Annotated in this window: 19 protein-coding genes and 2 pseudogenes; 10 read left to right on the forward strand and 11 right to left on the reverse strand. The window is 69.3% G+C overall.

The features are described from left to right. Positions 1-54 precede the first annotated feature (54 nt). The 3 genes and pseudogenes from KHF85_RS08080 to KHF85_RS08090 all read right to left on the reverse strand — a co-directional run bounded on the left by KHF85_RS08080 (position 55) and on the right by KHF85_RS08090 (position 6,369). Positions 55-4,146 carry a CHASE domain-containing hybrid sensor histidine kinase/response regulator gene (locus KHF85_RS08080; RefSeq protein ID WP_284569176.1) on the reverse strand — a complete coding sequence of 1,364 codons (4,092 nt, stop codon included), beginning with the start codon at positions 4,144-4,146 and terminating at the stop codon, positions 55-57. A 180-nt stretch (positions 4,147-4,326) separates the two neighbouring features. Beyond that, positions 4,327-5,406: pseudogene (locus tag KHF85_RS08085) on the reverse strand (DUF445 domain-containing protein); the annotation flags it as partial. A 6-nt stretch (positions 5,407-5,412) separates the two neighbouring features. Then, positions 5,413-6,369, reverse strand: a complete 957-nt coding sequence (locus KHF85_RS08090) for an IS1595 family transposase (protein ID WP_284566649.1) — start codon at positions 6,367-6,369, stop codon at positions 5,413-5,415. A 75-nt stretch (positions 6,370-6,444) separates the two neighbouring features. On the opposite strand from KHF85_RS08090, the pseudogene KHF85_RS08095 reads away from it, so the two are divergent. The 8 genes and pseudogenes from KHF85_RS08095 to KHF85_RS08130 form a co-directional block, all read left to right on the forward strand. Next, positions 6,445-6,840 (forward strand): annotated as a pseudogene (locus KHF85_RS08095) (extracellular solute-binding protein); the annotation flags it as partial. Positions 6,841-7,203: 363 nt separating this feature from the next. Further along, entirely contained in the window at positions 7,204-8,406 is a 1,203-nt protein-coding gene (locus KHF85_RS08100) for an HlyD family secretion protein (protein WP_284569177.1), read from the forward strand. Beyond that, positions 8,403-9,986, forward strand: a complete 1,584-nt coding sequence (locus tag KHF85_RS08105) for a DHA2 family efflux MFS transporter permease subunit (protein WP_284569178.1) — start codon at positions 8,403-8,405, stop codon at positions 9,984-9,986. The genes KHF85_RS08100 and KHF85_RS08105 overlap by 4 nt, the downstream gene beginning before the upstream one ends. A gap of 7 nt (positions 9,987-9,993) precedes the next feature. Beyond that, positions 9,994-11,481, forward strand: coding sequence for an efflux transporter outer membrane subunit (locus tag KHF85_RS08110; RefSeq protein WP_284569179.1), 1,488 nt, complete (start codon positions 9,994-9,996; stop codon positions 11,479-11,481). A gap of 130 nt (positions 11,482-11,611) precedes the next feature. Continuing rightward, positions 11,612-12,772 carry an ABC transporter ATP-binding protein gene (locus KHF85_RS08115; protein ID WP_284569180.1) on the forward strand — a complete coding sequence of 387 codons (1,161 nt, stop codon included), beginning with the start codon at positions 11,612-11,614 and terminating at the stop codon, positions 12,770-12,772. Next, positions 12,769-13,743 carry an ABC transporter permease subunit gene (locus tag KHF85_RS08120; protein ID WP_284569181.1) on the forward strand — a complete coding sequence of 325 codons (975 nt, stop codon included), beginning with the start codon at positions 12,769-12,771 and terminating at the stop codon, positions 13,741-13,743. The genes KHF85_RS08115 and KHF85_RS08120 overlap by 4 nt, the downstream gene beginning before the upstream one ends. Further along, positions 13,740-14,594 carry an ABC transporter permease subunit gene (locus tag KHF85_RS08125; protein ID WP_284569182.1) on the forward strand — a complete coding sequence of 285 codons (855 nt, stop codon included), beginning with the start codon at positions 13,740-13,742 and terminating at the stop codon, positions 14,592-14,594. Before KHF85_RS08120 ends, KHF85_RS08125 begins: the two co-directional genes overlap by 4 nt. Positions 14,595-14,790: 196 nt before the next feature. Further along, positions 14,791-16,155 carry an NAD-dependent succinate-semialdehyde dehydrogenase gene (locus KHF85_RS08130; protein ID WP_284569183.1) on the forward strand — a complete coding sequence of 455 codons (1,365 nt, stop codon included), beginning with the start codon at positions 14,791-14,793 and terminating at the stop codon, positions 16,153-16,155. Between the two features lie 130 nt (positions 16,156-16,285). Here KHF85_RS08130 and KHF85_RS08135 read toward each other — a convergent pair whose 3' ends face one another. The 8 genes from KHF85_RS08135 to KHF85_RS08170 all read right to left on the reverse strand — a co-directional run bounded on the left by KHF85_RS08135 (position 16,286) and on the right by KHF85_RS08170 (position 23,966). Next, a complete protein-coding gene (locus KHF85_RS08135; protein WP_284569184.1) occupies positions 16,286-17,278 on the reverse strand; it encodes a magnesium and cobalt transport protein CorA in 993 nt (330 codons plus the stop codon). Positions 17,279-17,303: 25 nt separating this feature from the next. Next, positions 17,304-18,605, reverse strand: a complete 1,302-nt coding sequence (locus tag KHF85_RS08140; RefSeq protein WP_284569185.1) for a lipoprotein N-acyltransferase Lnb domain-containing protein — start codon at positions 18,603-18,605, stop codon at positions 17,304-17,306. Further along, entirely contained in the window at positions 18,605-19,486 is an 882-nt protein-coding gene (locus KHF85_RS08145) for an HlyC/CorC family transporter (protein WP_284569186.1), read from the reverse strand. The genes KHF85_RS08140 and KHF85_RS08145 overlap by 1 nt, the downstream gene beginning before the upstream one ends. Positions 19,487-19,598: 112 nt before the next feature. Then, a complete protein-coding gene (locus tag KHF85_RS08150) occupies positions 19,599-20,165 on the reverse strand; it encodes a hypothetical protein (protein ID WP_284569187.1) in 567 nt (188 codons plus the stop codon). Positions 20,166-20,262: 97 nt separating this feature from the next. Beyond that, positions 20,263-20,748, reverse strand: a complete 486-nt coding sequence (gene ybeY / locus KHF85_RS08155; protein WP_003471192.1) for an rRNA maturation RNase YbeY — start codon at positions 20,746-20,748, stop codon at positions 20,263-20,265. Continuing rightward, positions 20,745-21,731 (reverse strand): PhoH family protein, encoded by a 987-nt coding sequence (locus tag KHF85_RS08160; RefSeq protein WP_284569188.1) that lies wholly within the window; start codon positions 21,729-21,731, stop codon positions 20,745-20,747. Before KHF85_RS08160 ends, ybeY begins: the two co-directional genes overlap by 4 nt. Positions 21,732-21,854: 123 nt before the next feature. Then, positions 21,855-23,270, reverse strand: a complete 1,416-nt coding sequence (gene miaB / locus KHF85_RS08165) for a tRNA (N6-isopentenyl adenosine(37)-C2)-methylthiotransferase MiaB (RefSeq protein WP_284569189.1) — start codon at positions 23,268-23,270, stop codon at positions 21,855-21,857. A 72-nt stretch (positions 23,271-23,342) separates the two neighbouring features. Continuing rightward, positions 23,343-23,966 (reverse strand): glutathione S-transferase family protein, encoded by a 624-nt coding sequence (locus KHF85_RS08170; RefSeq protein ID WP_284569190.1) that lies wholly within the window; start codon positions 23,964-23,966, stop codon positions 23,343-23,345. Positions 23,967-24,232: 266 nt separating this feature from the next. Between KHF85_RS08170 and KHF85_RS08175 the strand changes: the two genes are divergently transcribed. Both KHF85_RS08175 and petA read left to right on the forward strand, forming a co-directional pair. Continuing rightward, entirely contained in the window at positions 24,233-25,186 is a 954-nt protein-coding gene (locus KHF85_RS08175) for a lytic transglycosylase domain-containing protein (protein WP_284569191.1), read from the forward strand. A gap of 137 nt (positions 25,187-25,323) precedes the next feature. Continuing rightward, entirely contained in the window at positions 25,324-25,947 is a 624-nt protein-coding gene (petA, locus tag KHF85_RS08180; protein ID WP_009598116.1) for a ubiquinol-cytochrome c reductase iron-sulfur subunit, read from the forward strand. Positions 25,948-25,949: the final 2 nt, after the last annotated feature.

Below are 25,949 nucleotides of genomic sequence, written 5' to 3' on the forward strand. Positions count from 1 at the left end.
CGTTCCTTGTCGTGTGCACCCAACGGCAGCTGGATGGGACCGGCGCTGCGCATGCTATTGGATTGCATCGGCCTGCCAGCGCCTGACTTTAGCCTCGGCCTCGCGGAAGGAAAAACTCTCGACCAGCTGCATCAGCTCGGTGGCCATCGCCACCGGCAGCGCTGGCGCCAGGCCATCCAGCACCCGCTCGACGCGGTCCGGATCGTCGCTGTCCAGGGCCTGCAGCAGGTGCTGCAACTGCTGCTGCAGCGGCAGCGCCGACGCGGCGCCGTCGCCCGCAGCGCCGTCGCCGGCTAGGGGCGCGTCCCGCAGGGCCTGCGCCGCCTCGGCCGCGGCCACGAAGCGCTGGATCGCCGCGGCCGTCGCCTGCATGGCCGCGCCCAGCGCGGCGATCGCGGCGTCGGCCTGCGCCGGCGCGTCGCCGAGCCGTTCCTCCAGTTCGGCGCTGGCCGCGACCAGCGCCGGCAGCGCCAGCGAGCCGGCCGAGCCGCGCAGCTTGTGCACGTAGGAGATCGCCGCCGCCGGCGCCTGCGGATCCAGCAACGCCTGCAGCGTCGCCGCCGGATCCGGGGTGTCCTGCAGCAATTTCAGCAGGTAACGCTGGTAGGGCGCGCGTTCGCTCCACAGGCGCTGCGCCTGCGCGGCGTCGAGCAGCTGCGGATCGGGATTGGGCCAGACCTCGGCCGTGGCGGCCGGCAGCGGGTCCAGCGCCGGCGGCAGCCGCAGCGGCAGGAACTGGCGGATGATCGCGATCAGTTCCTCGACCTGGAACGGTTTGGCGATGAAGCCGTTCATGCCGCTGGCCAGCGCCAGCTCCTGTTGCTGGCGGTAAGCGCCGGCGGTCAGTGCGATCACCGGCAGGCCGGCCAGGCGCGGGTCTTCGCGCAGCAGGCGGGTGGCCTCGTAGCCGTCCAGGGTCGGCATCTGCACGTCCATCAGCACCAGCTGGAAGCGGCTGGGATCGCGCCGCAGCCGTTGCAGCGCCTGCTCGCCGTCGTGGGCCAGTTCCACCAGCGCGCCTTCGCCTTCGAGGATGCGCTGCGCGACCTCGCAATTGATCTCGCTGTCGTCGACCACCAGCAGCCGTGCGCCGGCCAGGCGCGGGGTGCCGTCGCCGCTGAGCAAGGGCGGCGGGCCGTCGCCGCGGCGCCGTGCCAGCAGCGTGGCGATGGTGCGGTACAGCGCCGAGGCGGTGACCGGCTTGGTCATCACCGCGTCCACGTCGCTGGGCGCGTGGTGCTGCTCTTCCAGCAGGCGGCGCTCGTAGGCGGTGACCATGACGATGATCGGTTGCCGGTCCGCCGCCGATTGCGCGCGGATGCGCTGCGCCACGCTTAGCCCGTCCAGGTCGGGCATGCGCCAGTCGAGCAGGATCACGTCGAAGCCCTCGCGTTGCGGGCCGGCCGCGGCGATCGCGTCGGTGCCGTTGGCCACCGCTTCCACCTGCCAGCCGAAGCCGCTGGCGATGCTGCTCAGGTTGCTGCGCACCAGGTCGTGGTCGTCGGCGATCAGCACCCGCCGCGCCTCCGGATGCTCCGCCTCGGCGGCCGGCGCCGGCAGCACCGGGAAGCTGATCGCGAAATAGAAATCGCTGCCGCGGCCCGGCGTGCTCTGCACTTCCAGCTGGCCGCCCATCAGTTCCACCAGGCGCCGGCTGATGGTCAGGCCCAGGCCGCTGCCGCCGTAGCGGCGGCTGGTGGAGGTGTCGGCCTGCAGGAACGGCGAGAAGATCAGGCTCTGCTTGTCGCGCGGGATGCCGATGCCGCTGTCGCGCACCGAGAAGAACAGCTTGATCTTGCCGGGTTCGCCGCTGGGGAAGCTGCGCACCGACAGCGCCACTTCGCCCTGCTCGGTGAACTTGATGGCGTTGCCGACCAGGTTGATCAGCACCTGGTTCAGGCGCAGCGCATCGCCGCGCAGCCAGCGGCAGCCGGCCGGCAGCGGTTCGACGATCATCTCCACCGGCTTGGCGCTGATCGCCGAGGTCATCAGCGCGGCGATGTTCTCCAGCAGCTGATTCAGGCCGAACGGTTCCGATTCCAGGTCGATGCGCCCGGATTCGATCTTGGAGAAGTCGAGGATGTCGTTGATGATCTCCAGCAGCGCGCGTGCCGACGCGTCGCTTTTCTGGATCATGTCCTTGGCCGCTTGCGGCAGTTCGCTGTGCTGCAGCAGGTACAGCATGCCCAGGATCGCGTTCATCGGCGTGCGGATCTCGTGGCTCATGTTGGCCAGGAAATCGCTCTTGGACTGGTTGGCGGTCTCCGCCGCGTCGATCGCCAGGCGCAGTTCGCGCTCGCGGCGCTTCTGCTCGGTCAGATCGACGGCGATGCCGAGATAGCCGATCACCTGGTCGTTGTCGTCGCGCAGCGTGCTCAGCGTCAGCAGCACCGGGAACGGGCGGCCGTCCTTGCTGACGTAGGTCCATTCGCGGGTGTCGCTGCGCCCCAGCGTGGAGAGCGCGGCCACCGATTCGAACGCCGGCGCCACCGCGATGCCCGATTGCGCGGTCATGCGTTCGGCGCGGCTGGCCAATTGCTCCGGATCCAGGAACAGGCCGGTGGCCTTGCGCCCGATCATCTCGTGCGCGGGATAGCCGAGCATGGTCTCGGCGGCAGGGTTGAACAGGGTAATGGTGCCGTCCGGGTCGGTGGCCACGATCGCGTAGCCGGCGTTGGCCAGGATCGCGCGCTGCAGCGCCGAATAGGTGACCAGTTCGCTGGTGCGCTGCGCCACCTGTTGCTCCAGCGTCGCGTTGAGTTCCAGCACCCGCGCTTCGGCACGCACCCGTTCGGACACGTCGTGCAGCAGGTGCGAGTGGCCGATGACGTCGCCGTCGTTGTCCACGATCGGCGAGGCGCTGGCCAGCACGTTGACCACATGGCCGTCGCGATGCTGCAGCTTGCGCAGCTGCGAGCCGTTGCCGGCAACGTCGCGCACCTGCGCGCCGAGCAGCTCCTGCAGGGGCTGGCCGATTGCCTGTTCAGCGGCGTAACCGAAGATGCGTTCGGCGGCCGGATTCCAGTGGGTGATGCGGCCATGCAGGTCCTCGGCGACGATCGCCTCGCTGGAGCTGCCGACCAGCGCGGCCAGCTGGCTCTGCTCGCGCAGGATCAGGTCGCGGCGGTGGCGGCCGGTCAGGTACAGGTACAGCAGCGCGGCGAGCAGCGCCGAAATGCCGCCGGCCAGGCCGCCGGCCAGCAGCGGCGAGGTCTGGTTGAGCGAGCGCACGAAGCCCGGCGTGGCCTGCGCGCCGAGCAGCCAGCGGCGGCCGTAGACCGGCAGGCTGCGTTCGGCGTGCAGTTCCATTGCCGGGGTGCGCGCGGCGGGGTCGCCGCCGCGATAGAAGGGCTGGGTGCCGTTCTCGCTGTCGGCCAGGGTCAATTGCAATTCGTGGGCGTGGTTGGGCGAGGCCACCAGCACCTCGTCGATGTTCAACGGTGCATAGGCCCAGCCGGTGGTGGCCTGCCAGCGCTGCTCCGGGGTCTGCAGCGGCAGGCCTTCGCGGTAGACCGGCAGCAGCAGGAAACCGCTGTTGCCGACCCCGGGGCGCTGGACCAGGCGGATCGGCGCGGTGATGGTCGGCTGGCCCGAGCGTGCTGCGGCGAGCGCCGCCGCGCGCCGCGCGGGCTCGGAGGCGATGTCGACGCCTTGCGCAGGATTGTTGAGCCGCAGCGGCTGGATATACAGGATCACGAAACGCTCGCCGTCGTGCGGCGTCAGCTGACGGATCTGCAGCGACGGGGCGCCGTCGCTGCGTGCCTGCTGCAGGAAGGCAGCTTCGTCGGCCTGCCTCACCCGGCGGATATAGCCGAAGCCGCGCACCCCGGGAAATTCGCGCTGGTATTCGCGCGAGTTGCTGTAGCGCTCGAAGCGTTCGCGGCTGATGTGGTCGCCACCAGCGGCGATGACGGCGCCGCGCGCGCCGCGCAAGCCGTGTTCGTAGACGTTGAGGCGTTGCTGCAGTTCGCCGGTGACATGGGTGGCGAGCTGTTGGAAGCGGTCGTGGGCTTCTTGCAGATTGCGTTGCTGCAGGCCGCGCGCGATCAGCGCCGCGGCCAGCAAGCCGAGCAGCAGCACTACCAGTGCGGCGCCGAGCGCCGAGCGCGCAGGGCCGGCAGCGGGTGTCCAGTGGTTCTTCGACATGAGCCGCTTTCCTTTTGCGAGCGCTGGCGATGCGCAGGCATCGGCGCCCCTTCGGTCTGTACGGGATGGCTTTGACGATGAAAGCGGCGGCCCTGCAGGTGCCTTGCAACGCACGCTAGCGCGATCGTCGCTGCCTTACCAGCACCCTCGGCGCATAGCAGGGATGCCCATCTAGGACCTTCATGGAATCAGCGTGACGGCTGCGTGCAGCGCGACCCCGATCAGCCCGCCGACCAGGGTGCCGTTGAAACGGATGTACTGCAGGTCGCGGCCGACGCTCAGCTCCAGCTGCTCCACCAGGTGACGTTCGTCCAAGCCTTTCACGGTCTGCGCGATGTGCTCGGTGACGCCGCTACGCAGGCGTTGGGTCAGCTTCTCCGCGCCGCCGAGCAGGTGCTGGTTGAGCGCGTCGCGCAAGGCGCGGTCCTGGGACAAGGACTCGCCGAGCGCGCCCAGCGAACGTTGCAGATGCTGCACCAACACCCCGTCGCTGCGCGACAGGTCCTCGCGCAGGCTGGCGTGGATCTGCTCCCACAGGCCTTGCACGTAGTCCTGCACGCCGGGATGCTCGATCAGCCGTTGCTTCATCGCCTGCAGCTTGTCGGCGGTGGCCGGGTCGTTGCGCAGGCGCTGCACGTAGCCGCCGAGCCAGCGCTCGTAGTCCTGGCGCAGCGGGTGCTGCGGCTGCGACAGCACGTCCTGCAGTTCGTCCAGCAGCGCATGCGCCAGGCGTTCGGCCAGGGTGTCGGCGATGCCTTCCACCGGCTTGACCCATTCCACCGTGCCGACCAGCTTGGGCCATTCGCGGCGCGCGTACTTGACGATCATCGCCGACACGCGCTGCTTCACCGTCGCATCGTCCAGGTGCCGGCCGAGCCGGGTCAGCGCTTCGTCGAGCAGCGCCTGGTGGCGGCCGTCGGCGGTGAGCAGGCCGAGGATCTCGCCGGCGGTCGCGGCCGCGTTCCATTCGTGCAGGCGTGCCACCACGAAGCCGTGGATGCGGCGCCGCACTGCGGCTTCGTCGAGCAGATCCAGTGCCTGCAGCGCCCAGCCGCGGGCCAGCTCGGCCAGCTTGCCGGCCTGCGCCGGTTCGGCCAGCCACTGGCCCAGCCGCTTGGCCGGATCGAACGCGCTGAGCTTGGCCAGCAGCGCGGTCGGTTCCAGGAAATGGTCGCGCACGAACAGCGCCAGGCTGTCGGCGATGCGCGCCTTGCCGTGCGGGATAATCGCGGTGTGCGGAATCGGCAGCCCCAGCGGATGGCCTGATTAGCGCTGTGTCTCAGCTGTCGTACGCAGTTGCTGCTCTGTGAGCCTTCCCGCGCCGGCCAGGGCACTGGCCAGGCGCGGCACCATGGCGGCCAGGTTGAAGCGGCGATTGAAGCGGTAGGCATGCGCATGCAGGTAGCGCGCGCCGTATTTGGGGAAGTCCACCGCATGGTGGGTGCCGCTAAGCGCCGTTTTGAGATTGCCCAGGATCGTATTGACCCAACGCAGACGAGGCTGCTGGACGCCTTTGCGGCCGCTTCCGGTCACGATGGCATCGTGGGTCAGGCCTGCCCAGCCCACACCGGTGAACGCTGTCAGCCCATCACTGACGACATGGGTGCCCGGTGCCAGTGCCTGCTGAGCCCACGTGTGCACGACGCTTCTTCGGAAGCTGGAGACCACATCCAGGCGGAGATAGCGCGGGCGCCCTTGATGCAGGGAAACCGCTGCAATAAACGGCACTTTATTGCGCCACTGCGGTTGGCCTGGACCACCGGCGCGTTCGCCGCCCAGATAGGCATCATCGATCTGGACCTCTCCGTCGAGCCGGCGTGACTGCTCACGATCGGCCATCGCCGACATCACTTTGTGCTTGATCCGCCATGCAGTGCGATAGCACACGCCCAGTTGCCGAGCCAGTTCCAGCGCAGCAATTCCGTTCTTGGCTTGGCTCACCAGATAGATGGCCAGCCACCACACCCGCAAGGGAAGCTTGGTGTCTGCCATGGGCGTGCCGGCGGTCAAGCTGGTCTGTACCCGGCAGCGCGCGCACTGCCACAGGTGCTGGCGTCCCCGCTCAAAGCCACTGGCATGCGTGTGTCCGCACTGCGGACACACGAAGCCATTGGGCCACCTGGCCTGAACCAAGGCCTCGACACATTGCGCCTCGGAGCCGTAGCGGCTCAGAAAAGCCGGAATCGAAAGCCCCTTTTGGAACTGGATCCGATTGAGCGTCATCGCCGTATCTCACTGAAGAACCTGCATTTCTAAACCAAGGCAGCATCACCAGCTGAGACACAGCGCTAATCAGGCCTGGTGGTGGGCTGGTCCGGCGACATCCTGCAGGCGCGCGACCGCGCCGAGGAAGCCAGGAACGGCGTGCACATCGCCTATTCGATCCCGAAGGAAGGCGCGTTGCAGTTCTTCGACATGCTGGCCATTCCCAAGGACGCCAAGCATCCGGAGAACGCCTACCAGTTCATCAACTACCTGCTCACGCCGGAAGTGGCCGCGGCCAATACCAACTTCGTCAGCTATCCGAACGCGGTGCCCAAGTCGCTGCCGCTGATCGATGCGGCGATCAGCGGCGACCGCACCCTCTACCCGCCGGCGGACGTGCAGGCCAAGCTGTTCGCGCTGGCGGTGATGCCGCCGGAAGTGGACCGCCAATACACGCGGCTGTGGACCGAACTGAAGACGGGGCGCTGATGGGGATGGCGCGGGGAAAGGGGCAGGCCGCAGTGGGCGGCCTGTCGCACGCATGTCGTTCCGAGACTGGGTGAGGGTACGGCGCAGGCGGCATTCCTGAGCAGCACGCTGCACTCGATGCGCCTGGCCGCACGCCATCGGCCATCGTTACGGCGGGCAAGGATCGGGATGGGGAGCCGCTCGCGGCGACGCCTGAACGCTACCGCCAGCCGTACTCACACACTCTGGACCCTGCGATACAGATACTTGTAAAGTCTGCCGTACGCCGCCGTCTGGTGAGCGCGCCGCCTGGCAGTGCAGCGCTGTCCCTGCACCGTCAAGCGCACTGGCGACGATGGTCCCCACACCCAGGAACCTGCGACTTTGAGCACCCACGACCCAGATGCCACGCAGACGCAACGGCAGGCCACTTCGGACGAAGCGCGCGCCGCGCCGGCCCAGGACGATGCCAGGCAGCCCGACAAGCCGTCGCCACTGAAGAATCCCAAGGTGAAATGGACGCTGCTGCTGATCGGCCTGATCGTGCTGATCGCCCTGCTGGCGTGGCTGGTCTATTACCTGACCACCGGCCGCTACCTGCAGGAAACCAACAACGCCTATCTGCAGGCCGATGCGGTGGCGGTGGCGCCGCGGGTCAACGGCTACGTGACCGGCGTGTTCGTCGGCGACAACCAGACGGTCAAGGCCGGGCAGCCGCTGCTGCAGATCGATGAGCGCAGCTACCGCGCCACCCAGCAGCAGGCGCAGGCCGTGGTCGCGGTACGCCAGGCCGATATCGCCGCCGCCGAGGCCGGCCTGCAGGCGCAGCACGCGACCCTGCTGCAGGCGCGCACCCAGGTCACTGCCGCTACCGCCAGCCTGCGCTTCGCCCAGGCCGAGGCCAAGCGCTTCGCGCCGCTGGCCGCGTCCGGCGCCGACACCCATGAGCACTACGAGAGCATCGTCCACGACCGCGATCGCGCCCAGGCCCAGTACGACGCGGCCAAGGCCCAGGTGGTCGCTGCCGAGAGCCAGGTGCAGGGCGCGGGCGCGCAGCTGGACCAGGCCCGCGCCGGGCTGCAGCAGGCGCAGGCCGACGCCGATCAGGCGCAGGTGGCGATGGAGGACACGCGGCTGACCGCGCGCATCGACGGGCGCATCGGCGACAAGACCGTGCAGGTCGGCCAGTTCGTCGCCGCCGGCACCCGGCTGATGAGCGTGGTGCCGGTCGATGCGCTGTACCTGAGCGCCAATTTCAAGGAAACCCAGGTCGGGCTGATGCGGCCCGGGCAGCCGGCGCGGATCGAGGTCGATGCATTGTCCGGGGTCGAGCTGGACGGCGTGGTCGAAAGCATCGCGCCGGGCACCGGCTCGCAGTTCGCGCTGCTACCGCCGGAGAACGCCACCGGCAACTTCACCAAGGTGGTGCAGCGGGTGCCGGTGCGGATCCGGCTCAAGGCCGGCGCGGAGGCGCGCAAGGTGTTGGTGCCGGGCATGTCGGCGACGGTCACCGTGGATACGCGCGCGGCCAAGGACGCCAAGGACCGCGTGCAGCAGGAAGGCAAGCAGGGCGAGGGCACCCCGTGAACGAGGCCGCCGCTGCGCCGGCGGCGGGTGCCGGCGCACAGCAGAAGGCCGATGCCGGCGCGTGGCTTGCGGTCGCCGCCGGTACCATCGGCTCGTTCATGGCGACGCTGGACATCTCCATCGTCAACGCCGCATTGCCGACCATCCAGGGCGAGGTCGGCGCCAGCGGCACCGAGGGCACCTGGATTTCCACCGCCTACCTGGTCGCCGAGATCGTGATGATCCCGCTGACCGGCTGGTTCGTGCGGACCCTGGGGCTACGCAATTTCCTGCTGATCTGCGCGCTGCTGTTCACCTTCTTCTCGGTGGTCTGCGGCCTGTCCAACAGCCTGCCGATGATGATCCTGGGCCGCGTCGGCCAGGGTTTCGCCGGCGGCGCGCTGATCCCCACCGCGCTGACCATCGTCGCCACGCGGCTGCCGCCGGCGCAGCAGACCATGGGCACCGCGCTGTTCGGCATGACCGTGATCCTGGGACCGGTGATCGGGCCGCTGCTCGGCGGCTGGCTGACCGAGAACGTCAGCTGGCACTACGCGTTCTTCATCAACGTGCCGATCTGCGCCGGGCTGGTGGCGCTGCTGCTGCTCGGTCTGCCGCACGAGCGCATGAACCTGCGCGGGCTGCTCGACGCCGACTGGCTCGGCATCTTCGGGCTGACCGCCGGGCTCGGCGCGCTGACCGTGGTGCTGGAGGAAGGCCAGCGCGAGCGTTGGTTCGAGTCTTCCGAGATCGTGCTGCTGAGCCTGCTTTCGCTGCTCGGCTTCGTCGCCCTGGTCGCCTCGCAGTTTTTCAGCCGGCAGCCGGTGATCCGCCTGTCGATCCTGCTGCAGCGCAGTTTCGGCGCGGTGTTCGTGATGGTGATGGCGGTGGGCATGATCCTGTTCGGGGTCATGTACATGATCCCGCAGTTCCTGGCCACGATCTCCGGCTACAACACCGAGCAGTCCGGCTACGTGGTGCTGCTGTCCGGCGTGCCGACGATGCTGCTGATGCCGTTGATGCCGAAGATGCTGATGAACGTCGATGTGCGCATCCTGGTGATCGGCGGGCTCAGCTGTTTCGCCATCGCCTGCTTCGTCAACATGCGTCTCAGTGCCGATTCGGTCGGCATGCATTTCGTGGTCGGCCAGTTGCTGCAGGGCTGCGGCCTGGCGCTGGCGATGATGTCGCTGAACCAGGCCGCCATCTCGTCGGTACCGCCGGAACTGGCCGGCGACGCCTCCGGGCTGTTCAACGCCGCGCGCAACATGGGCGGCTCGATCGGCCTGGCGCTGATCTCCACCTTCCAGGAGCGGCGCATGGTGTTCCACACGCAGATGATCGGCAGCGGCACCAGCGCCAATTCACCGCTGGCGCAGGATTACCTGCATGGCCTGGCCGCGCAGCTGCAGTCCGCTTCCGGCGCCGGCGCGGCGCTGCAGTCGGTGACGCAGCTGGCGCGCATGGTGCAGCAGCAGGCGCTGGTGATGACCTACAACGACCTGTTCTGGATCTTCGGGGTGATCGTGGTGTGCACGATTCCGCTGGGGTTGCTGCTCAAACCGCTGCCCAAGGGCAGCGCTCCGCTTGCGATGCATTGAGGATTCCATGGCTCAGCGTTTTTCCCGTGTGCTCGTCCCCGCCGCGTTGCCGCTGCTGCTGTCGGCCTGCGTGCTCGGCCCGAACTACGTGAAGCCGCCGCCGGTGGCCGCGGCGGCGCAGGCGCAGCCGCAGCTGCATCGCGCCGATGCGGTCGCCGCCGCCGCCGGCGTGGTGCCGGCCGCGCCGCCGCAGCGCTGGTGGGAGGCGCTGCAGGATCCGCAATTGAACGGCCTGGTCGAGCAGGCGCTGCAGAACAGCCCGAACCTGCGCGCCGCGCAGGCCAAGTTGCGCGCCTCGCGCGCGCTGGTGCAGCAGCGCCATGCCGAGCGACTGCCCAGCGTCGGCGCCAATGCCGCCTATCTCAACGCCAGGGCGCCGGACGCGCTGGCCGACGGCCTGGGCAGCGTCGCCGCCCGCAGCGGCCAGCCACTGTCCATCGATCCGCATGCGCAGTTGTACAACGTCGGCTTCGATGCCAGCTGGGAACTGGATTTCTTCGGCCGCCGCCGCCGCGCCAGCGAAGGCGCGCTGGCCGATGCGCAGGCCGACGAGGCCGAGTTGGCCGACACCCAGGTGCAACTGGCCGCCGAAGTGGGGCAGGCCTACCTGGGCTATCGCAGCACCCGCGAGCGCATCGCCATCGCCCAGCGCAACCTGGAAGCGGCGCGGCAGACCCTGCAACTGACCCGGCAGCGCCGCGAGCGCGGCGCCGACGCCGACTTGCAGGTGGAACGCGCGCAGGCACAGCTGCAGCAGCAGGAAGCGGTGTTGCCGGACCTGCAGGCGCAGGCGAAGGAGGCGCTGGACCAGCTGGCGCTGATGATCGGCCGCGAGCCGGGCGCGCTCGATGCCGCGCTGGCCGCCGACCGGCCGCTGCCGACGCTGCCGGCGGTGGTGCCGGTGGACGATGCGGGTGCCTTGATCCGCCGCCGCCCGGACGTGCGCCGCGCCGAGCGCCAGCTGGCGTCCTCGTCGGCGCAGATCGGGCAGGCGCTGAGCGCGTACTTCCCGCAGGTGACCCTGCTCGGCAACATCGGCATGGCCGCGACCTCGCTGAGCGGCTTGGGCAGCGACGCGATCAACAGCGTGGTGGCGCCGTTCCTGCGCTGGTCGCTCTTCGATTTCGGCGCGACCAAGGCCAAGGTCGCGCAGGCGCGCGCCGGCAACGACGCACGCCTGGCCGCCTACGAAGGCACCGTGCTGGCCGCGTTGCAGGACGCCAACAGCGCGCTGGCGCGGTTCGGCGCCGCGCGCCAGCAGGCCTTGGCCGCGGCCAAGGCCGAAGCGTCGGCCGACCGTTCCGCGGCGCTGCTGCAGCAGCGCTACGCGGCCGGCGCCTCGTCGCTGATCGATGCGCTGGACGTGCAGCGCCAGCAGGCCTCGGCGCAGGACAGCGCGGTGCAGGCGCGCACCCAGGTGCTGCTGCGCTACGTGGCCCTGCAGAAGAGCCTGGGCCTGGGCTGGGCGCCGCCAGCGCAGACGCAGACGCAATAACCGCCTGCGCTGCGGTATCGCCGATGCGGCGGCCGCGGCTACACTGGGCCGCAACGACACGGGAATCGGCCGCGCAATCCCGGCAGCATCGGCGGACGCGCGCCGTGGTGTCTTCCACGGGGAGCAACAGATGGCGTTGAGCGCAGCGAGACCCGATCTTCTGCCGGCCGCGATCGCGGCCGCCGCAGCGCCGCCGGCCAAGGGCAGCGGTTACCTGTCCATCGCCGGCCTGCGCAAGGAATTCGACGGTTTCGTCGCGCTCGACGACGTCGATCTGGATATCCGCAAGGGCGAGATCTTCGCGCTGCTCGGCGGCTCGGGCAGCGGCAAGTCCACCCTGCTGCGCTGCCTGGGCGGGTTCGAACAACCCAGCCGCGGCCGCATCGTGCTCGACGGCCAGCCGCTGGACGATCTGCCGCCGTACGAGCGCCCCCTCAACATGATGTTCCAGTCCTACGCGCTGTTCCCGCACATGAGCGTGGAGCAGAACATCGCCTTCGGCCTGAAGCAGGACGGGCTGTCGCGCGCGGCCATCGCCAGGCGCGTCGGCGAGATGCTGGAGCTGGTGCAACTGGGCAAGCTCGGCAAGCGCAAGCCGCACCAGCTGTCCGGTGGCCAGCAGCAGCGTGTGGCGCTGGCGCGCTCGCTGGCCAAGGGACCGAAGCTGCTGTTGCTGGACGAGCCGATGGGCGCGCTGGACAAGAAACTGCGCTCGCAGATGCAGTTGGAACTGGTCGGCATCATCGAAACCTCCGGGGTGACCTGCGTGATGGTCACCCACGACCAGGAGGAGGCGATGACCATGGCCACCCGCATCGCACTGATGGATGCCGGCTGGATCCAGCAGGTCGGCACCCCGGACGAGATCTACGAGCAGCCGGCCAACCGTTTCGCCGCCGAGTTCATCGGCTCGGTCAATCTGATCGAGGCGGTCATCGACCAAGACCTGCCGGACTACGTGACCCTGCGCAGCGGCGCGTTCTCCGACAGCATCTACGTCGGCCACGGCATCACCGGCATCAGCGGGCAGCCGGTGTCGTTCGCGGTGCGCCCGGAGAAGCTCGGCATCGGCAAGGATGTGCCGGACCAGGCGCACAACAAGGCGCAGGGCACGATTGAGGACATCGCCTACTTCGGCAGCCATTCGGTCTACCACGTGCGCCTGCCCAGCGGGGTCAAGCTGATGGCCCACTTCGCCAACCGGCAGCGCTGGGCCAGCGACACCCTGACCTGGGGCGATGCGGTGTGGGTGTGGTGGGGCGACAACGACGGCGTGGTGCTGACCGCATGAGCGCGCCCGCCGCCGCCGCGCCTGCCGCAGCACCCGCCGCTGCGCGCCTGCTGCAGCGGCTGCTGCAGCGGCTGCGCCAGCGGCGCCTGCCCGGCGCGCGCTGGCTGGTGATCGCCGCACCGTATCTGTGGCTGCTGCTGTTCTTCGCGATCCCGTTCCTGATCGTGCTGCGCATCTCCTTCGCCGAGCAGGCGATCAGCAGCCCGCCGTACAGCGCGCTGGTCGACTACAAGGACGGCGTGCTGACGCTGAAGTTCACCCTGCAGAACTACCTGGCGCTGGTGCGCGACAACCAGTACATCGAGGCCTACTGGGGCTCGATCAAGATCGCCGGGATCTCCACCCTGCTGACCCTGCTGATCGGCTATCCGATGGCCTACGTGATCGCGCGCCTGTCGCCGTCGGCGCGCAACATCGCGATGATGCTGGTGGTGCTGCCGTCGTGGACCTCGTTCCTGATCCGCGTCTACGCCTGGATCGGCATCCTCGACAGCAACGGCGTGCTCAACCGCGCGCTGCTGGCGCTGGGCCTGATCGAGCAGCCGCTGCGCATCCTGTACACCCCGATCGCCGCCTACATCGGCATCGTCTACTGCTATCTGCCGTTCATGGTGCTGCCGCTGTACGCCACACTGGTGAAGCAGGACCACCGCCTGCTGGAAGCCGCCTACGACCTTGGCGCGCGGCCGTGGAAGGCGTTCGCGACCATCACCTTGCCGATGTCGCGCCCGGGCATCGTCGCCGGCTGCATGCTGGTGATGATCCCGGCGGTGGGCGAGTTCGTGATCCCGGAAATGCTCGGCGGGCCGGACACGCTGATGATCGGCCGGGTGCTGTGGGGCGAGTTCTTCAACAACCGCGACTGGCCGGCGGCCTCGGCGGTGGCGATCGCGATGCTGGCGCTGCTGATGCTGCCGATCCTGATCTTCAACCGCTACCAGCAGCGCCAGCTCGCCGGGGGCCAGGCATGAGCGGTGCGGGCGCGCTGCGCGGCGGGCGGGTGCTGCGCTGGACGGTGCTGGGCGGCGGCTTCGCCTTCCTGTACCTGCCGATCCTGCTGCTGATGGTGTACTCGTTCAATTCTTCCAAGCTGGCCACGGTGTGGGCGGGGTTCTCCACCAAGTGGTACGGCGAACTGCTGCGCGACCGGCAGATCCTGCAGGCGGCGTGGATCAGCCTGAAGGTGGCGTTCTGGACCGCCACCGCGTCGATGGTGATCGGCACGCTGGCGGCGATGGTGATGACCCGTTTCCGCCGCTTCCCCAGCAAGAGCCTGTTCGGCGCGCTGGTGACCGCGCCGCTGGTGATGCCGGAGGTGATCATCGGCCTGTCGATCATGATGATGCTGGTGTCGATGGGCGGGCTGATCGGCATCCCGCCCAAGGGCGTCACCGCGATCTGGGCCGCGCATGTCACCTTCACCCTGTCCTTCGTCACCGTGGTGGTGTCCTCGCGCCTGCAGGAGCTGGACCGCTCGCTGGAAGAGGCGGCGATGGACCTGGGCGCGAACCGGCTCAAGGTGTTCTTCCTGATCACGCTGCCGATCATCGCCCCGGCGCTGGTGTCCGGCTGGCTGCTGGCCTTCACCCTGTCGCTGGACGACGTGGTGATCGCCAACTTCGTGGCCGGACCCAACTCGACCACGCTGCCGATGACGGTGTTTTCCTCGGTGCGGATGGGCTTGAAGCCGAAAATCAACGCGCTGGCCACGCTGATGGTGCTGGCGGTGTCGATCGCCGCCTTCGTCGGCTGGTGGCTGATGGCGCGCAGCGAGAAGCGCCGCCAGCGCGACATCCAGCTGGCGCTGCAGCAGGGCGGCTAGGGCGCTTCGCTTTTCTGTAGGAGCGGCTTCAGCCGCGACCGGGCGTTACCGGTAACGCCCGGTCGCGGCTGAAGCGGCTCCTACAAAAGCTGCGGCCGCCGCAGAACGCTGTGGTGCATCGCGTCGGCGCCATCGCCACGCCGCCGCAACCTGCGCAGCGCTAGGCTGGGCGGACTTTTTCCAGGAGTCCGTCGCGATGCCCTACGACACCGTCAATCCCGCCACCGGCCAGGTCGACTACCGCCTGGAGCTGATGGATGCCGCCGCCGTCGAACAGCGCCTGGCCGCGTCCGCGCAGGCATTCCCGGCGTGGGCGCAAACGCCGCTGGCGCAGCGCGGCGCGCTGTTGCGGCAGGTCGGCGCGCAGTTGCGCGCGCGCCGCGAGGACATCCAGCGGCTGATGACCGCGGAGATGGGCAAGCTGCGCAACGAGGCGCTTGCCGAGATCGACAAGTGCGCCGACGCCTGCGATTACTACGCCGAACATGCGGCCGACTACCTGCGCGAGCAGCCGATCGCCACCGATGCGCAGCGCAGCTACGTGCGCTACGAGCCGCTGGGCTGCGTGCTGGCGGTGATGCCGTGGAACTTCCCGCTGTGGCAGGTGTTCCGCTTCCTGGCGCCGGCGCTGATGGCCGGCAACGTGGCGCTGCTCAAGCACGCCAGCAACGTGCCGCGTTGCGCCGATGCGATCCACGCCGCGCTGGCCGCCGCCGGCGTGCCGGCCGGCGTGTTCGACGTGCTGCATCTCGACAACGACCAGGCCGCCGCGGTGCTGCGCGATGCGCGCATCGCCGCGGTGACCCTGACCGGCAGCGAGCGCGCCGGCCGCTCGATCGCCGCCAACGCTGGCGATCAGTTGAAGAAATGCGTGATGGAACTCGGCGGCAGCGACGCCTTCGTGGTGCTGGACGACGCCGATCTGGACACCACAGTAGCTGCGGCGGTGAAGTCGCGCTTCGACAATGCCGGGCAGACCTGCATCGCGGCCAAGCGCTTCGTGGTGGTCGATGCCATTGCCGACGACTTCGTGCGCCGCTTCGTGGCCGCGGCGGCCGAGCGCCGGCTCGGCGATCCGCAGGATGAGGCGACCACGCTGGCGCCGATGGCAAGGCAGGATCTGCGCGACGAGCTGCACAAGCAGGTGCAGGCCAGCATCGCCAAGGGCGCCACGCCGCTGCTCGGCGCCGCGCCCGACACCGCCACCCACGCCGGCTACCCGGCCTCGATCCTGGATCATGTGGTGCCGGGCATGCCAGCCTACGACGAAGAGTTGTTCGGCCCGGTCGCCGCGATCCTGCGCGTGGCCGACGAGGCCGAAGCCGTGCGCGTGGCCAACGACACCAGCTTCGGCCTGGGCGGCAGCGTCTGGAGCGCCGACCGCGCCCGCGGCGAGCGCGTCGCCCGCCAGCTGCAGTGCGGCGCGGCCTTCGTCAACGCCATCGTCAAGAGCGACGTGCGCCTGCCGTTCGGCGGCATCAAGCGCTCCGGCTTCGGCCGCGAACTGGCCGAGCACGGGATTCATGAGTTCATGAATATCAAGTCGGTGTATGTTGGGTGAGGCCGGGACCGGGGACCGGGAACGGCAAAAGCCAAGGCAAAAGCGGGTGGCTACCGCTTTACGCGCAGAGTTTCAGCCATCGCAAGCTCCGCTTTTCCGGGTCCCGGGTCCCCGGTCCCCGGTCCCGGCTTCAAAGCCACCGCGCCCGCTTGAACGCCACATACAGCCCCAGACACACCGCGGCCACGCCGCCGACCATCAGCGGGTAGGCCCAGGGCCATTCCAGTTCCGGCATCTGCTTGAAATTCATGCCGTACCAACTGGTGATCAGGGTCGGCGCGGCGAGCAGCGCCGCCCAGGCGCCGAGGCGCTTGACCGTCTCGCCCTGGGCCAGGGTCACCAGCGACAGGTTCACGCTCAGCGCGGTGCCTAGCATCTCGCGCAAGGTGTCGATCGCTTCGTTGGTGCGCACCGCGTGGTCGAGCACGTCGCGTACGTATAGCCGCACTTCGTCGGGGATCAGCGGGCCGGGGTTGCGCTTGAGGTGGGACAGCACGTCCTGCAGGGGCGCCACGCCCAGGCGCATCTGGTTGAGTTCGCGCTTGAGTTCGTACAGGCGGATCGCGGTGTCGCGCCGGTAGGCCTCGGCGAAGATGTCCTTCTCCAGGCGCTCCAGGCTCTGCCGGAACTCGTCCAGGATCGGCTGGTAGTTGTCCACGATGTAGTCCAGCACCGCGTACAGCGCGTAGGACGGGCCGAGCTGCATCAGCGACGCCTCGCGCTCCAGCCGCTCGCGCACCGGCGCGTACGGCAGCGAGGCGCCGTGGCGCACGGTCAGCAGGAAGCGCGCGCCGAGGAAGGCGTGGGTCTCGCCGTAGACGATGCGTTCGTCGATCACCTGCGCGGTGTGCACGGCCAGGAACAGCGAATTGCCGTAGGCCTCGACCTTGGGCCGCTGGTGCGCCTTGCGCGTGTCCTCGATCGCCAGGTCGTGCAGCTGGAATTCGTCCTGCAACTGCTGCAGCACATGGTCGGCGGGTTCGTACATGCCGACCCAGACGAAGCCGTCGTCGCCGGCCAGCACGTCGCTGATCTGCTCCAGGGCGATGTCGTGGCGGCGGCCGTCGCCGTCGTAGTGCACGCAGTTGATGACGCAGGCGGGATTTGCGGGGACGGTAGCCATGGGTGGGAATCGTGTGCGGGCAGGATCAGCGCTGCAAGCGGCGCCGGGTGAACGCCCAGGCCAGCGCGGCGTGCACCGGCAGCAGCAGGGCGATCCACTGCAGGTTGAATTGCGGCTGCAGCATCGACAGCCAATGGATCAGCAAGGCCGCGCCGGCCAGGGCGACCACCAGCCACAGCACGATGCCGAACCAGCGTCCGGGCTGGCGGCCGCGCAGCTGCGCGATGGCGCCGCCGACCAGCAGCAGGCACAGCGGGTCGAGCAGCAGCAGGTTGCGATTGGCCCAGGCCGCACGGTGGTCGCTGAAACCCCACAAGTACAGCAGCACGCCGCCGCCAAGCGCGCACAGCAGCCAGAACGGCAACGCCAGCGCCGCCAGCCAGCGCGGCCGCCGTGCCAGCGCGATCACGCCGGTGGCGACCAGCAGCCCGGCCAGCAGCCACGGCCACCAGTGCCGCGCCTGTTCGGTCGGTTCCGGCGCCAGCCGCTGCGGCAGCAATTGCTGGCGCGCCTGTACCAGCGGGCGTCCGGCGCGGTTGCGCACTTCGCCCAGGCTCTCGGCCAGGCGCATCGGCACGAACGCCTCCTCCCAACGCGACAGCGGCTTGTCGGCGAACGGCCCCAGGCCCAGGTCGAAGCCCAGCCACATCCACGGCGCCGGCGAGGCCAGGCGCACCGATTCGCTGCGGTAGGTGTTGCCGCGCGAACGCCCGGACAGCTGCGCGTGCAGCGTGCCGCCCAGCGCCCTGTCCAGTGCGTCGCGCACCATCGTGGCGCAGTTGGCGGTGTAGTAGTCGTAGCGGTAGCGCGCATTTTCCGGCCGCGCGCGCCAGGCCAGCGCCCGCTGCAGCGCGCGCGCCTGCGCCGGTTCCATGTCCAGCCACTGGATGTCCATGCCGCGGCCGGCGTCGCGGTACTGCGCCATGTCTTCCTGCAACGGCAGCGCGACCAGGTAATACCGCATGTCGCCGGCGGCGAAGCGGCTCACGAAATCCGGCTCGCCTGGATCGAAGAAGCCGAAGTTGTACGAAGTGGCCTGGCCGCTGCGCGGATCCATCACCACGATCGCATCGTGGCCAAAGCGCTCGAAGAACACCTCGCCCGGCTGCATCGTGGCCACGCCGATGCGCGGCGCCGGTGCCGACGCATCGTCGCCGGGCGGTTCGGCGGCGGGCGCCGCGGTGGCCGCGGGCGCCAGCGCCGGCGGTGCAGCCGGGTCGGCTGCGCCGGCCTGCGCGAACGCCAGCGCCGCGCAGCCGGCCAGCAGCGTGCCCAGCAGCCAGTGCGGCCAGCCGCGTGCCGGCCCGCGCGACAGCGCACGCGCCATCAAGCGTCTTCCTGCGGGTCGGGCGGCAGGATGGTGACGTGGAAGGCCTGCACCCGGCGCGCGTCGGCGCGCGCCACGCGGAACGCGAAGCGCCCCAGGGTCAGTTCCTCGCCGGTTTCCGGCAGGTGGCCGATGGCCTCGGTGACCAGGCCGCCGACGGTGTCGTAGTCGTCGTCGGAGAAGTCGGCGCCGAAGCGTTCGTTGAAATCCTCGATCGGGGTCAGCGCATCGACCACGTACTGGCCGTCGGCCTGCGCGGCGATCAGCGAGGCTTCGTCCTCGGCGTCGTCGTGCTCGTCGTCGATCTCGCCGACGATCTGCTCCAGCACGTCCTCGATGGTGACCAGCCCGGCGACGCCGCCGTACTCGTCCACCACGATCGCCATATGGTTGCGCGAGAGCCGGAACTCCTTGAGCAGCACGTTGAGCTTCTTCGACTCGGGGATCAGCACCGCCGGGCGCAGCAACTCGCGCACCGTGCCCGGACCGTGGTCGGCGACCACGCCGCGCAGCAGGTCCTTGGCCAGCAGGATACCGAGGATGTCGTCCTTGTTCTCGCCGTGCACCGGGAAACGCGAATGGCCGGATTCGACCACCTGCTGCATCAGGTCGAGAAAGCGCGATTCGGCCGACAGCGACACCATCTGCGAACGCGAGATCATCACGTCGCCGACGGTCAGTTCGGACACCGACAGCGCGCCTTCCATCATGCGCAAGGTGTCGGCGGCGATCAGCCCGTCGTGCTGGGCGTCGCGCAGCACCTCGACCAGGTCGTCGCGGGTGTGCGGGTCGCTGGAGAAGACCGAACTCAGCCGTTCCAGCCAGCCGCGGCGTTTTTCGTGGGTTTCCGAAGGGGAGTTACTAGAGTCGTCTTCTGACATGTTCTGTGGATACGGCACCCGGTCTGCCGGGCGATGGGCGCAAGTCTAGCAGGGCCAATGGGACAGAGCCGCGACGCCGATGGCGGCCGTGGCGGCGCGCGCGGGGACGGATTCAGCCGCCGCTGGCAGGCGCGTGCAGCGGGTCCGGCGCCGGCGCGGCGGCCGGATCCTCCGGCAGGTCCAGGCTGTAGCTGCAGCCGGCCAGGGTCTTGCCGGGATGCGACTGCACCGTGGACAGGCTGAGGATGATCGATTCGATCATCGGCTCGCCGGTCTTCGGGTCGGTCACGTCGCGGCTGACCACTTCGCGGCCGAACATGGCCTTCTGCGGCGTATCCACCGCCGCCTCCAGCTGCAACTGCCTGGCCAGCGGGCGCGGATCGGCCAGATCCAGGATCGCCATCACGCTGGCGCCGGCCACGCCGATGCGCGTGGTGCTGTGGCCGAACACCTGGATCGGCCGCACCAGTTCGTATTCGCTCATGAACAGGTTGGATTGCGGCAACGGCCGCCAGCCCTGTGCCACCGCTTTCAGCGGATCGGCCAGCAACGGCCCCAGCGCAGCGAAGTCGGCCACGCCCTGGCGGCATTCGAGCAGCGCTGGCAGGTCGATGGCGGGGGCGGCCGCCGCGGGCAGCGCGGCCGCGAGCGCGAGCACAAGCAAGGATGGACGGATCAACGCGCTGGACCTCGGGCCGGTGAGCGAAGTGGCGTGGCGCGGCGGCCGCGCGGCAACGGTAGCGCCCGCGCCCGCGCTTGACCAGCCATCGCCAGCCTCAGCGTTCCCCGGCGTAGGGGTCGCCCACGCCCAGGTCGGCCAGGATCTCGCGCTCCAGCTGCTCCATCGCGTCGGCTTCCTTGTCGTCCTCGTGGTCCCAGCCGAGCAGGTGCAGCACGCCGTGCACGGTGAGGTGCGCGTAGTGGGCGTTGAGCGGCTTGCCCTGTTCGGCGGCCTCGCGCGCCACCACCGGTGCGCAGATCACCAGGTCGCCGAGCAGCGGCAACTTGACGCCTTTGGGCAGGCCTTCGGGCAACTCGGCGGGGAAGCTGAGCACGTTGGTGGCGTAGTCCTTGCCGCGGTAGTGGTGGTTGAGCGCGCGGCCTTCCTTGGCGTCGACCAGGCGGATCGCCAGGTCGGCTTCGCGGATGCGGCTCTTCAGCGCGGCGGCCACCCACTTGCGGAAGCTCGCCGCCGCCGGCAGCCCGGCGCGGGGCAGGGCGTAGCTGACGCCGACATCGAGGCGAACCGGACCTTTGGTCATGGCGCCGGCCCGGTCGTCTTGTCGATGACGTCGCGTTTCTCGTAGGCGGTGACGATGCGCGCCACCAGCGGGTGGCGCACCACGTCGCGCGCCTCGAAGAAGGTGAAGCTGACGCCTTCGACCTCATGCAGCACTTCGATCGCGTCGCGCAGACCGGACTTGACGTGCTTGGGCAGGTCGATCTGGGTCAGGTCGCCGGTGACCACCGCGGTGGAGCCGAAGCCGAGCCGGGTCAGGAACATCTTCATCTGTTCGATGGTGGTGTTCTGCGCCTCGTCCAGGATCACGTAGGCGTCGTTGAGCGTGCGTCCGCGCATGTAGGCCAGCGGCGCGATCTCGATAACGTTTTTTTCCAGCAGCTTGATCACCTTCTCCACGCCGAGCATCTCGTACAGCGCGTCGTACAGCGGGCGCAGATAGGGATCGACCTTCTGACTCAGGTCGCCCGGCAGGAAGCCGAGCTTCTCGCCGGCTTCCACCGCCGGACGCACCAGGATCAGCCGCTGCACGCGCGATTCGTTCAGCGCCTCGACCGCGCTGGCCACGGCCAGGAAGGTCTTGCCGGTGCCGGCCGGGCCGACGCCGAAGTTGATGTCGTGGCTGGCGATCTGGTGCAGGTACCTGGCCTGGTTGGCGCCGCGGCCGCGCACGGTGCCGCGCTTGACCTTGATCGCCACGTCCTGCGGGGCGTAGGCGCGCTCGGCGACCAGATCGACATTGGCCTGGTTGAGCCGCAGGTGGATGGCCTGGTCGTCGAACACGACGCTGTCCGACTCGGCGTACAGGGCCTGCAGCACGGTCTCGGCGGCGGCGACCGCGGTGGCCGGGCCGGTCACCCGGTACACGTTGCCGCGGTTGGAGATCTCCACGCCCAGGCGCAGTTCGATCTGCCGCAGGTGCGCGTCGAACGGCCCGGCCAGGTTGGCCAGGCGTTCGCTGTCGGCGGGGTCCAGGGTGAAATCGCGTTGCGCGGGTAGGCTCATTCGGTGCTGACGCGGCGCGCGTGGCGCGGCCGGGGGTCGTTCAGGACTGGGGATGGAAGCGTAGCGCGCGTGGCGGTGAAGGGCCAGTCGGCGTCGCCGCGGGCGGCTGACGGCCCGCGGCGCTCAGGCGTCGTCGGCGACCAAGCGCCCGCGCAAGGAATTGCTCAGCGCCTCGGTGATCGCCACCGCGACGAACTGGCCGACCAGGCGCGGATGCCCGGGGAAGTTCACCGAGCGCATGTTCTCGGTCTTGCCGGTCAGTTCGGCCGGGTTCTTCTTCGACGGGCCTTCGACCAGCACCGTCTGCACGCTGCCGACCATGGCGCGCGAGAGTTGCAGCGAGTGCGCGTTGATGTGCGCCTGCAGCCGCGCCAGCCGCGCGTGCTTGACCGCGTCGGGGGTGCTGTCTTCCAGATCGGCCGCGGGCGTGCCTGGGCGGCGCGAGTAGATGAAGGAGAAGCTCTGGTCGAAGCCCACGTCCTCGATCAGCTGCATGGTCTTGTCGAAATCGGCGTCGGTCTCGCCGGGGAAGCCGACGATGAAGTCCGAGCTGATCGAGATGTCCGGCCGCACCGCGCGCAGCTTGCGGATCTTCTGCTTGAATTCCAGCGCGGTGTAGCCGCGTTTCATCGCGCTGAGGATGCGGTCGCTGCCGGCCTGCACCGGCAGATGCAGGTAGTTGGCCAACTGCGGCACGTCGCGGTAGGCGTCCACCAGCGAATCGCTGAACTCCAGCGGATGCGAGGTGGTGAAGCGGATGCGGCCGATGCCGTCGATCTGCGCGATGCTGCGGATCAGCAGGCCCAGGTCGGCGTACTGCGGCTGCTCGCCGGCCTCGGCGTCGGCGTAGGGCCCGCGGTAGGCGTTGACGTTCTGGCCGAGCAGGTTGATCTCGCGCACGCCCTGCGCGGCCAGCTGCGCCACTTCCACCAGCACGTCCTCGAACGGCCGGCTGATCTCCTCGCCGCGGGTATAGGGCACCACGCAGAACGAGCAGTACTTGGAGCAGCCCTCCATGATCGACACGAACGCGGACGGGCCTTCGGCGCGCGGCTCCGGCAGGCGGTCGAACTTCTCGACCTCGGGGAAGCTGATGTCCACCTGCGGCTTGCCCGATGCGCGCCGCGCGCGGATCAGTTCCGGCAGCCGGTGCAGGGTCTGCGGGCCGAACACCAGGTCCACGTAGGGCGCGCGCTTGACGATCGCCTCGCCCTCCTGCGACGCCACGCAGCCGCCGACGCCGATGATCACCGGCTTGCCGCCGGCCTTCAGGGCCTTCCAGCGGCCGAGCTGGCTGAACACCTTCTCCTGCGCCTTCTCGCGGATCGAGCAGGTGTTGACCAGCACCACGTCGGCGTCTTCGGGGTTGTCGGTCAGCTCCAGGCCCTCGGCGGCGGCGAGCACGTCGGCCATCTTGGCCGAGTCGTACTCGTTCATCTGGCAACCGTGGGTCTTGATGTAAAGCTTGCCGCGGACCGCGGGTGCGGCAGCGGCCGCGGTGTCGGCGGAGGGCAGGGGATGCAGGGCGTTCCCGGTCATGGCGCTTAATCCAGGCGGGTAGTTGAGGACAGCCGGCTAGTCTACCTGGGCCGGCCGCGCCGCGCAGGCGGCTCAGGCCTCGGCGGCCGCGTCGATCGCCTGCGCGCGCTGCACCGCCGGCCGCGCCGCCATGCGTTCGACGTAGGCGCGGGTCGGCGCCGGCGGGTCGACCAGGCCGAAGCCGATCATCCAGCCCAGCGCGCTGCCCCACAGCACATCGGCCGCGGTGCAGCGGTCGCCGAGCAGATAGTCGCCGCGCGCCAGCTGGTCGTCGACCACGCCCATCACCGTGTCGCAGTCGGCGTATGGCGACATCGCCCGCGGCGGCGCCTCGCGCTTGAGCGCGCGGTCGATCACCGCCGGCTCGAACGCCGAGCCGTAGAACGCCAGCCAGCGCAGGTAGGGGCCGCGGCGCGGATCGCCCATCGCCGGGGCCAGCCCGGCTTCCGGGTACAGGTCGGCCAGGTATTGGTAGATCGCCACCTGTTCGGTGACCACCGCGCCGGCGTGGTCGATCGCCGGCACCTTGCCCATCGGGTTGATCGCCAGGTACTCCGGTTCCAGCTGCGCGCCGCTGGCGAAGTCGATGCGTTGCAGCGCGTAGTCCGCGCCCAGTTCCTCGAGCAGGATCAGCACGCCTTTGGAGCGGGATTTGGGGTTGTGGTACAGGGTCACATGGCGGTCGGCGATGGGCATGGCGGCTCTCCTCGGTGATCGAGCGCCCATGCTAGGCGCTATTGCGGACGGAGTCTGTCTGCAATTCCGTGCGCCATGCCGTCCCCTGTCTCACGCGCCTTGCGCCTGATCGGCTTGCTGCACACCCGCCGGGTCCGGGCCGGCGCCGGCCACGCTCGAATGAGCCGGCCAGGCGCCAGGCGGGTCGGGCGGCGACACGGGCGGCCGGTCCCCCTGCCGCCGCCGCGCACTTGGCAAGTGCCGGCGAAGTTGGGACACTCGCGGCCATGAAGGGGATGGCGGGGCTTGTGGGGCTGGCAATCGCAACGCTGTCGGTCATGCCGGCCAGCGCAGGCACCCTGTACAAGTGCATCGGTGGCGACGGCGCGCCCAGCTACGGCGGCAAGCGCGTGGCCGGTGCCACCTGCAGCGTGGTCGGCCGCTATGCGCCCGAGCGCCGTGCCGTGCGCGCGGCGCCCGCGCTTGCTCCGGCTTCGGCCGAGCGCGCGCCCAGCCGCGGGGGCATCGCCCTGGCCGCGGCGCAGGCCGGCGCCCCTGCTACCATCATCAGTCGTCCCCCGGTCACGGCGCCGGTCGCCGCCAGCGCGGCGCCGACGCGGGTGGCGCCCGTGCCTGCGATGGCCGGTATCGCGCCGCGGCGGGTGGTCAGCGGCCAGGTCTATTCCTATATGAAGGACGGCGTGCGCCACTACACCAGCGCGCGGCCAACCCAGGTCGCCAGCGTCGGCACGGTGCGCACCATCCACTACAGCTTCATCGAGACCTGCTACGCCTGCGCCAACCCCGGCCTGAACTTCGGTGCGGTGCGGCTGAACACCACCGCCTACCAGAGCGAGATCGCCGCCGCCGCGCGCGAGTACGGGGTCGACGAGGCGGTGGTGCGCGCGATCATCCATGCCGAATCGGCATACAACCCGATGGCGCTGAGCCGCGCCGGCGCGCAGGGCCTGATGCAGCTGATGCCGCCGACCGCGCGCCGCTTCGGGGTCAGCGATGCGTTCGATGCGGCGCAGAACATCCGCGGCGGCGTGCAGTACCTGGCCTGGCTGCTGAAACGCTTCAACGGCAACCTGAGCCTGGCCGCCGCCGGCTACAACGCGGGCGAAGGCGCGGTAGACAAACACGGCGGGGTGCCGCCTTATAGCGAGACGCAGCGCTACGTGCAGCGCGTCGGCGTGCTCGCCGACCGCTACCGCGGCGTGCTGGCGGCGGCGCATTGAGGCATTCTGGTTGCCGTCGCCCCAATGCATTGTCTGCGCGTTAAGGGTTCCGCTACACTGCAGTGGATTTTATGCGGCTCGACCCCCACCGAGCCGCTGGCAGCCTCACGCTACCCAATCAAAAATCGGAGTGCCGGATGGCCAACGATGGGGTCAACGATTCTGTTAATGCAGGACGCCGCCGCTTTCTCACTGCCACCACGGCGGTGGTGGGCGCGGTGGGTGCGGGTTTCGTCGCGGTTCCTTTCATCAAGTCATGGAACCCCAGCGCCAAGGCCAAACTGGCCGGTGCGCCGGTCACCGCCGACATCAGCGCGTTACAGGAAGGCCAGCGCCTGATCATGGAGTGGCGCGGTCAGCCGATCTGGATCGTCAAGCGCTCCAAGGCGATCCTGGACGCGCTGCCGACGCTGGACGGGCGGCTCAAGGACCCCAAGTCCGAGGTCACCGACCAGCAGCCGGCCTACATCAAGGGCGAAGGCCGCTCGATCAAGCCGGATATCTCGGTGCTGGTCGGGCTGTGCACGCATCTGGGCTGTTCGCCGGAGATGGTCGCCGAGATCCGCCCCGAACCCTACGATCCGGAGTGGAAGGGCGGCTACTTCTGCCCCTGCCACAAGTCGCGCTTCGACATGGCCGGCCGCGTGTTCCAGGGCGTGCCTGCGCCGATCAACCTGCTGGTGCCTCCGCATCACTACCAGGACGACAACACGCTGATCATCGGCGTCGATCCCAGTTCGTCCGCGAAGGGGGCAGCGTAAGC

Source organism: Xanthomonas graminis pv. graminis (assembly GCF_030168915.1).
Taxonomy (GTDB): Bacteria; Pseudomonadota; Gammaproteobacteria; order Xanthomonadales; family Xanthomonadaceae; genus Xanthomonas_A; species Xanthomonas_A translucens.

What these genes read in the sequence shown, in the direction of transcription:
- KHF85_RS08080 (WP_284569176.1), bottom strand. Translation starts at nt 4,146, where the DNA reads ATGTCGAAGAACCACTGGACACCCGCTGCCGGCCCTGCGCGCTCGGCG.
- KHF85_RS08090 (WP_284566649.1), bottom strand. Translation starts at nt 6,369, where the DNA reads ATGACGCTCAATCGGATCCAGTTCCAAAAGGGGCTTTCGATTCCGGCT.
- KHF85_RS08110 (WP_284569179.1), top strand. Translation starts at nt 9,994, where the DNA reads ATGGCTCAGCGTTTTTCCCGTGTGCTCGTCCCCGCCGCGTTGCCGCTG.
- KHF85_RS08115 (WP_284569180.1), top strand. Translation starts at nt 11,612, where the DNA reads ATGGCGTTGAGCGCAGCGAGACCCGATCTTCTGCCGGCCGCGATCGCG.
- KHF85_RS08120 (WP_284569181.1), top strand. Translation starts at nt 12,769, where the DNA reads ATGAGCGCGCCCGCCGCCGCCGCGCCTGCCGCAGCACCCGCCGCTGCG.
- KHF85_RS08125 (WP_284569182.1), top strand. Translation starts at nt 13,740, where the DNA reads ATGAGCGGTGCGGGCGCGCTGCGCGGCGGGCGGGTGCTGCGCTGGACG.
- KHF85_RS08130 (WP_284569183.1), top strand. Translation starts at nt 14,791, where the DNA reads ATGCCCTACGACACCGTCAATCCCGCCACCGGCCAGGTCGACTACCGC.
- KHF85_RS08135 (WP_284569184.1), bottom strand. Translation starts at nt 17,278, where the DNA reads ATGGCTACCGTCCCCGCAAATCCCGCCTGCGTCATCAACTGCGTGCAC.
- KHF85_RS08140 (WP_284569185.1), bottom strand. Translation starts at nt 18,605, where the DNA reads ATGGCGCGTGCGCTGTCGCGCGGGCCGGCACGCGGCTGGCCGCACTGG.
- KHF85_RS08145 (WP_284569186.1), bottom strand. Translation starts at nt 19,486, where the DNA reads ATGTCAGAAGACGACTCTAGTAACTCCCCTTCGGAAACCCACGAAAAA.
- ybeY (WP_003471192.1), bottom strand. Translation starts at nt 20,748, where the DNA reads ATGACCAAAGGTCCGGTTCGCCTCGATGTCGGCGTCAGCTACGCCCTG.
- KHF85_RS08160 (WP_284569188.1), bottom strand. Translation starts at nt 21,731, where the DNA reads ATGAGCCTACCCGCGCAACGCGATTTCACCCTGGACCCCGCCGACAGC.
- miaB (WP_284569189.1), bottom strand. Translation starts at nt 23,270, where the DNA reads ATGACCGGGAACGCCCTGCATCCCCTGCCCTCCGCCGACACCGCGGCC.
- KHF85_RS08170 (WP_284569190.1), bottom strand. Translation starts at nt 23,966, where the DNA reads ATGCCCATCGCCGACCGCCATGTGACCCTGTACCACAACCCCAAATCC.
- KHF85_RS08175 (WP_284569191.1), top strand. Translation starts at nt 24,233, where the DNA reads ATGAAGGGGATGGCGGGGCTTGTGGGGCTGGCAATCGCAACGCTGTCG.
- petA (WP_009598116.1), top strand. Translation starts at nt 25,324, where the DNA reads ATGGCCAACGATGGGGTCAACGATTCTGTTAATGCAGGACGCCGCCGC.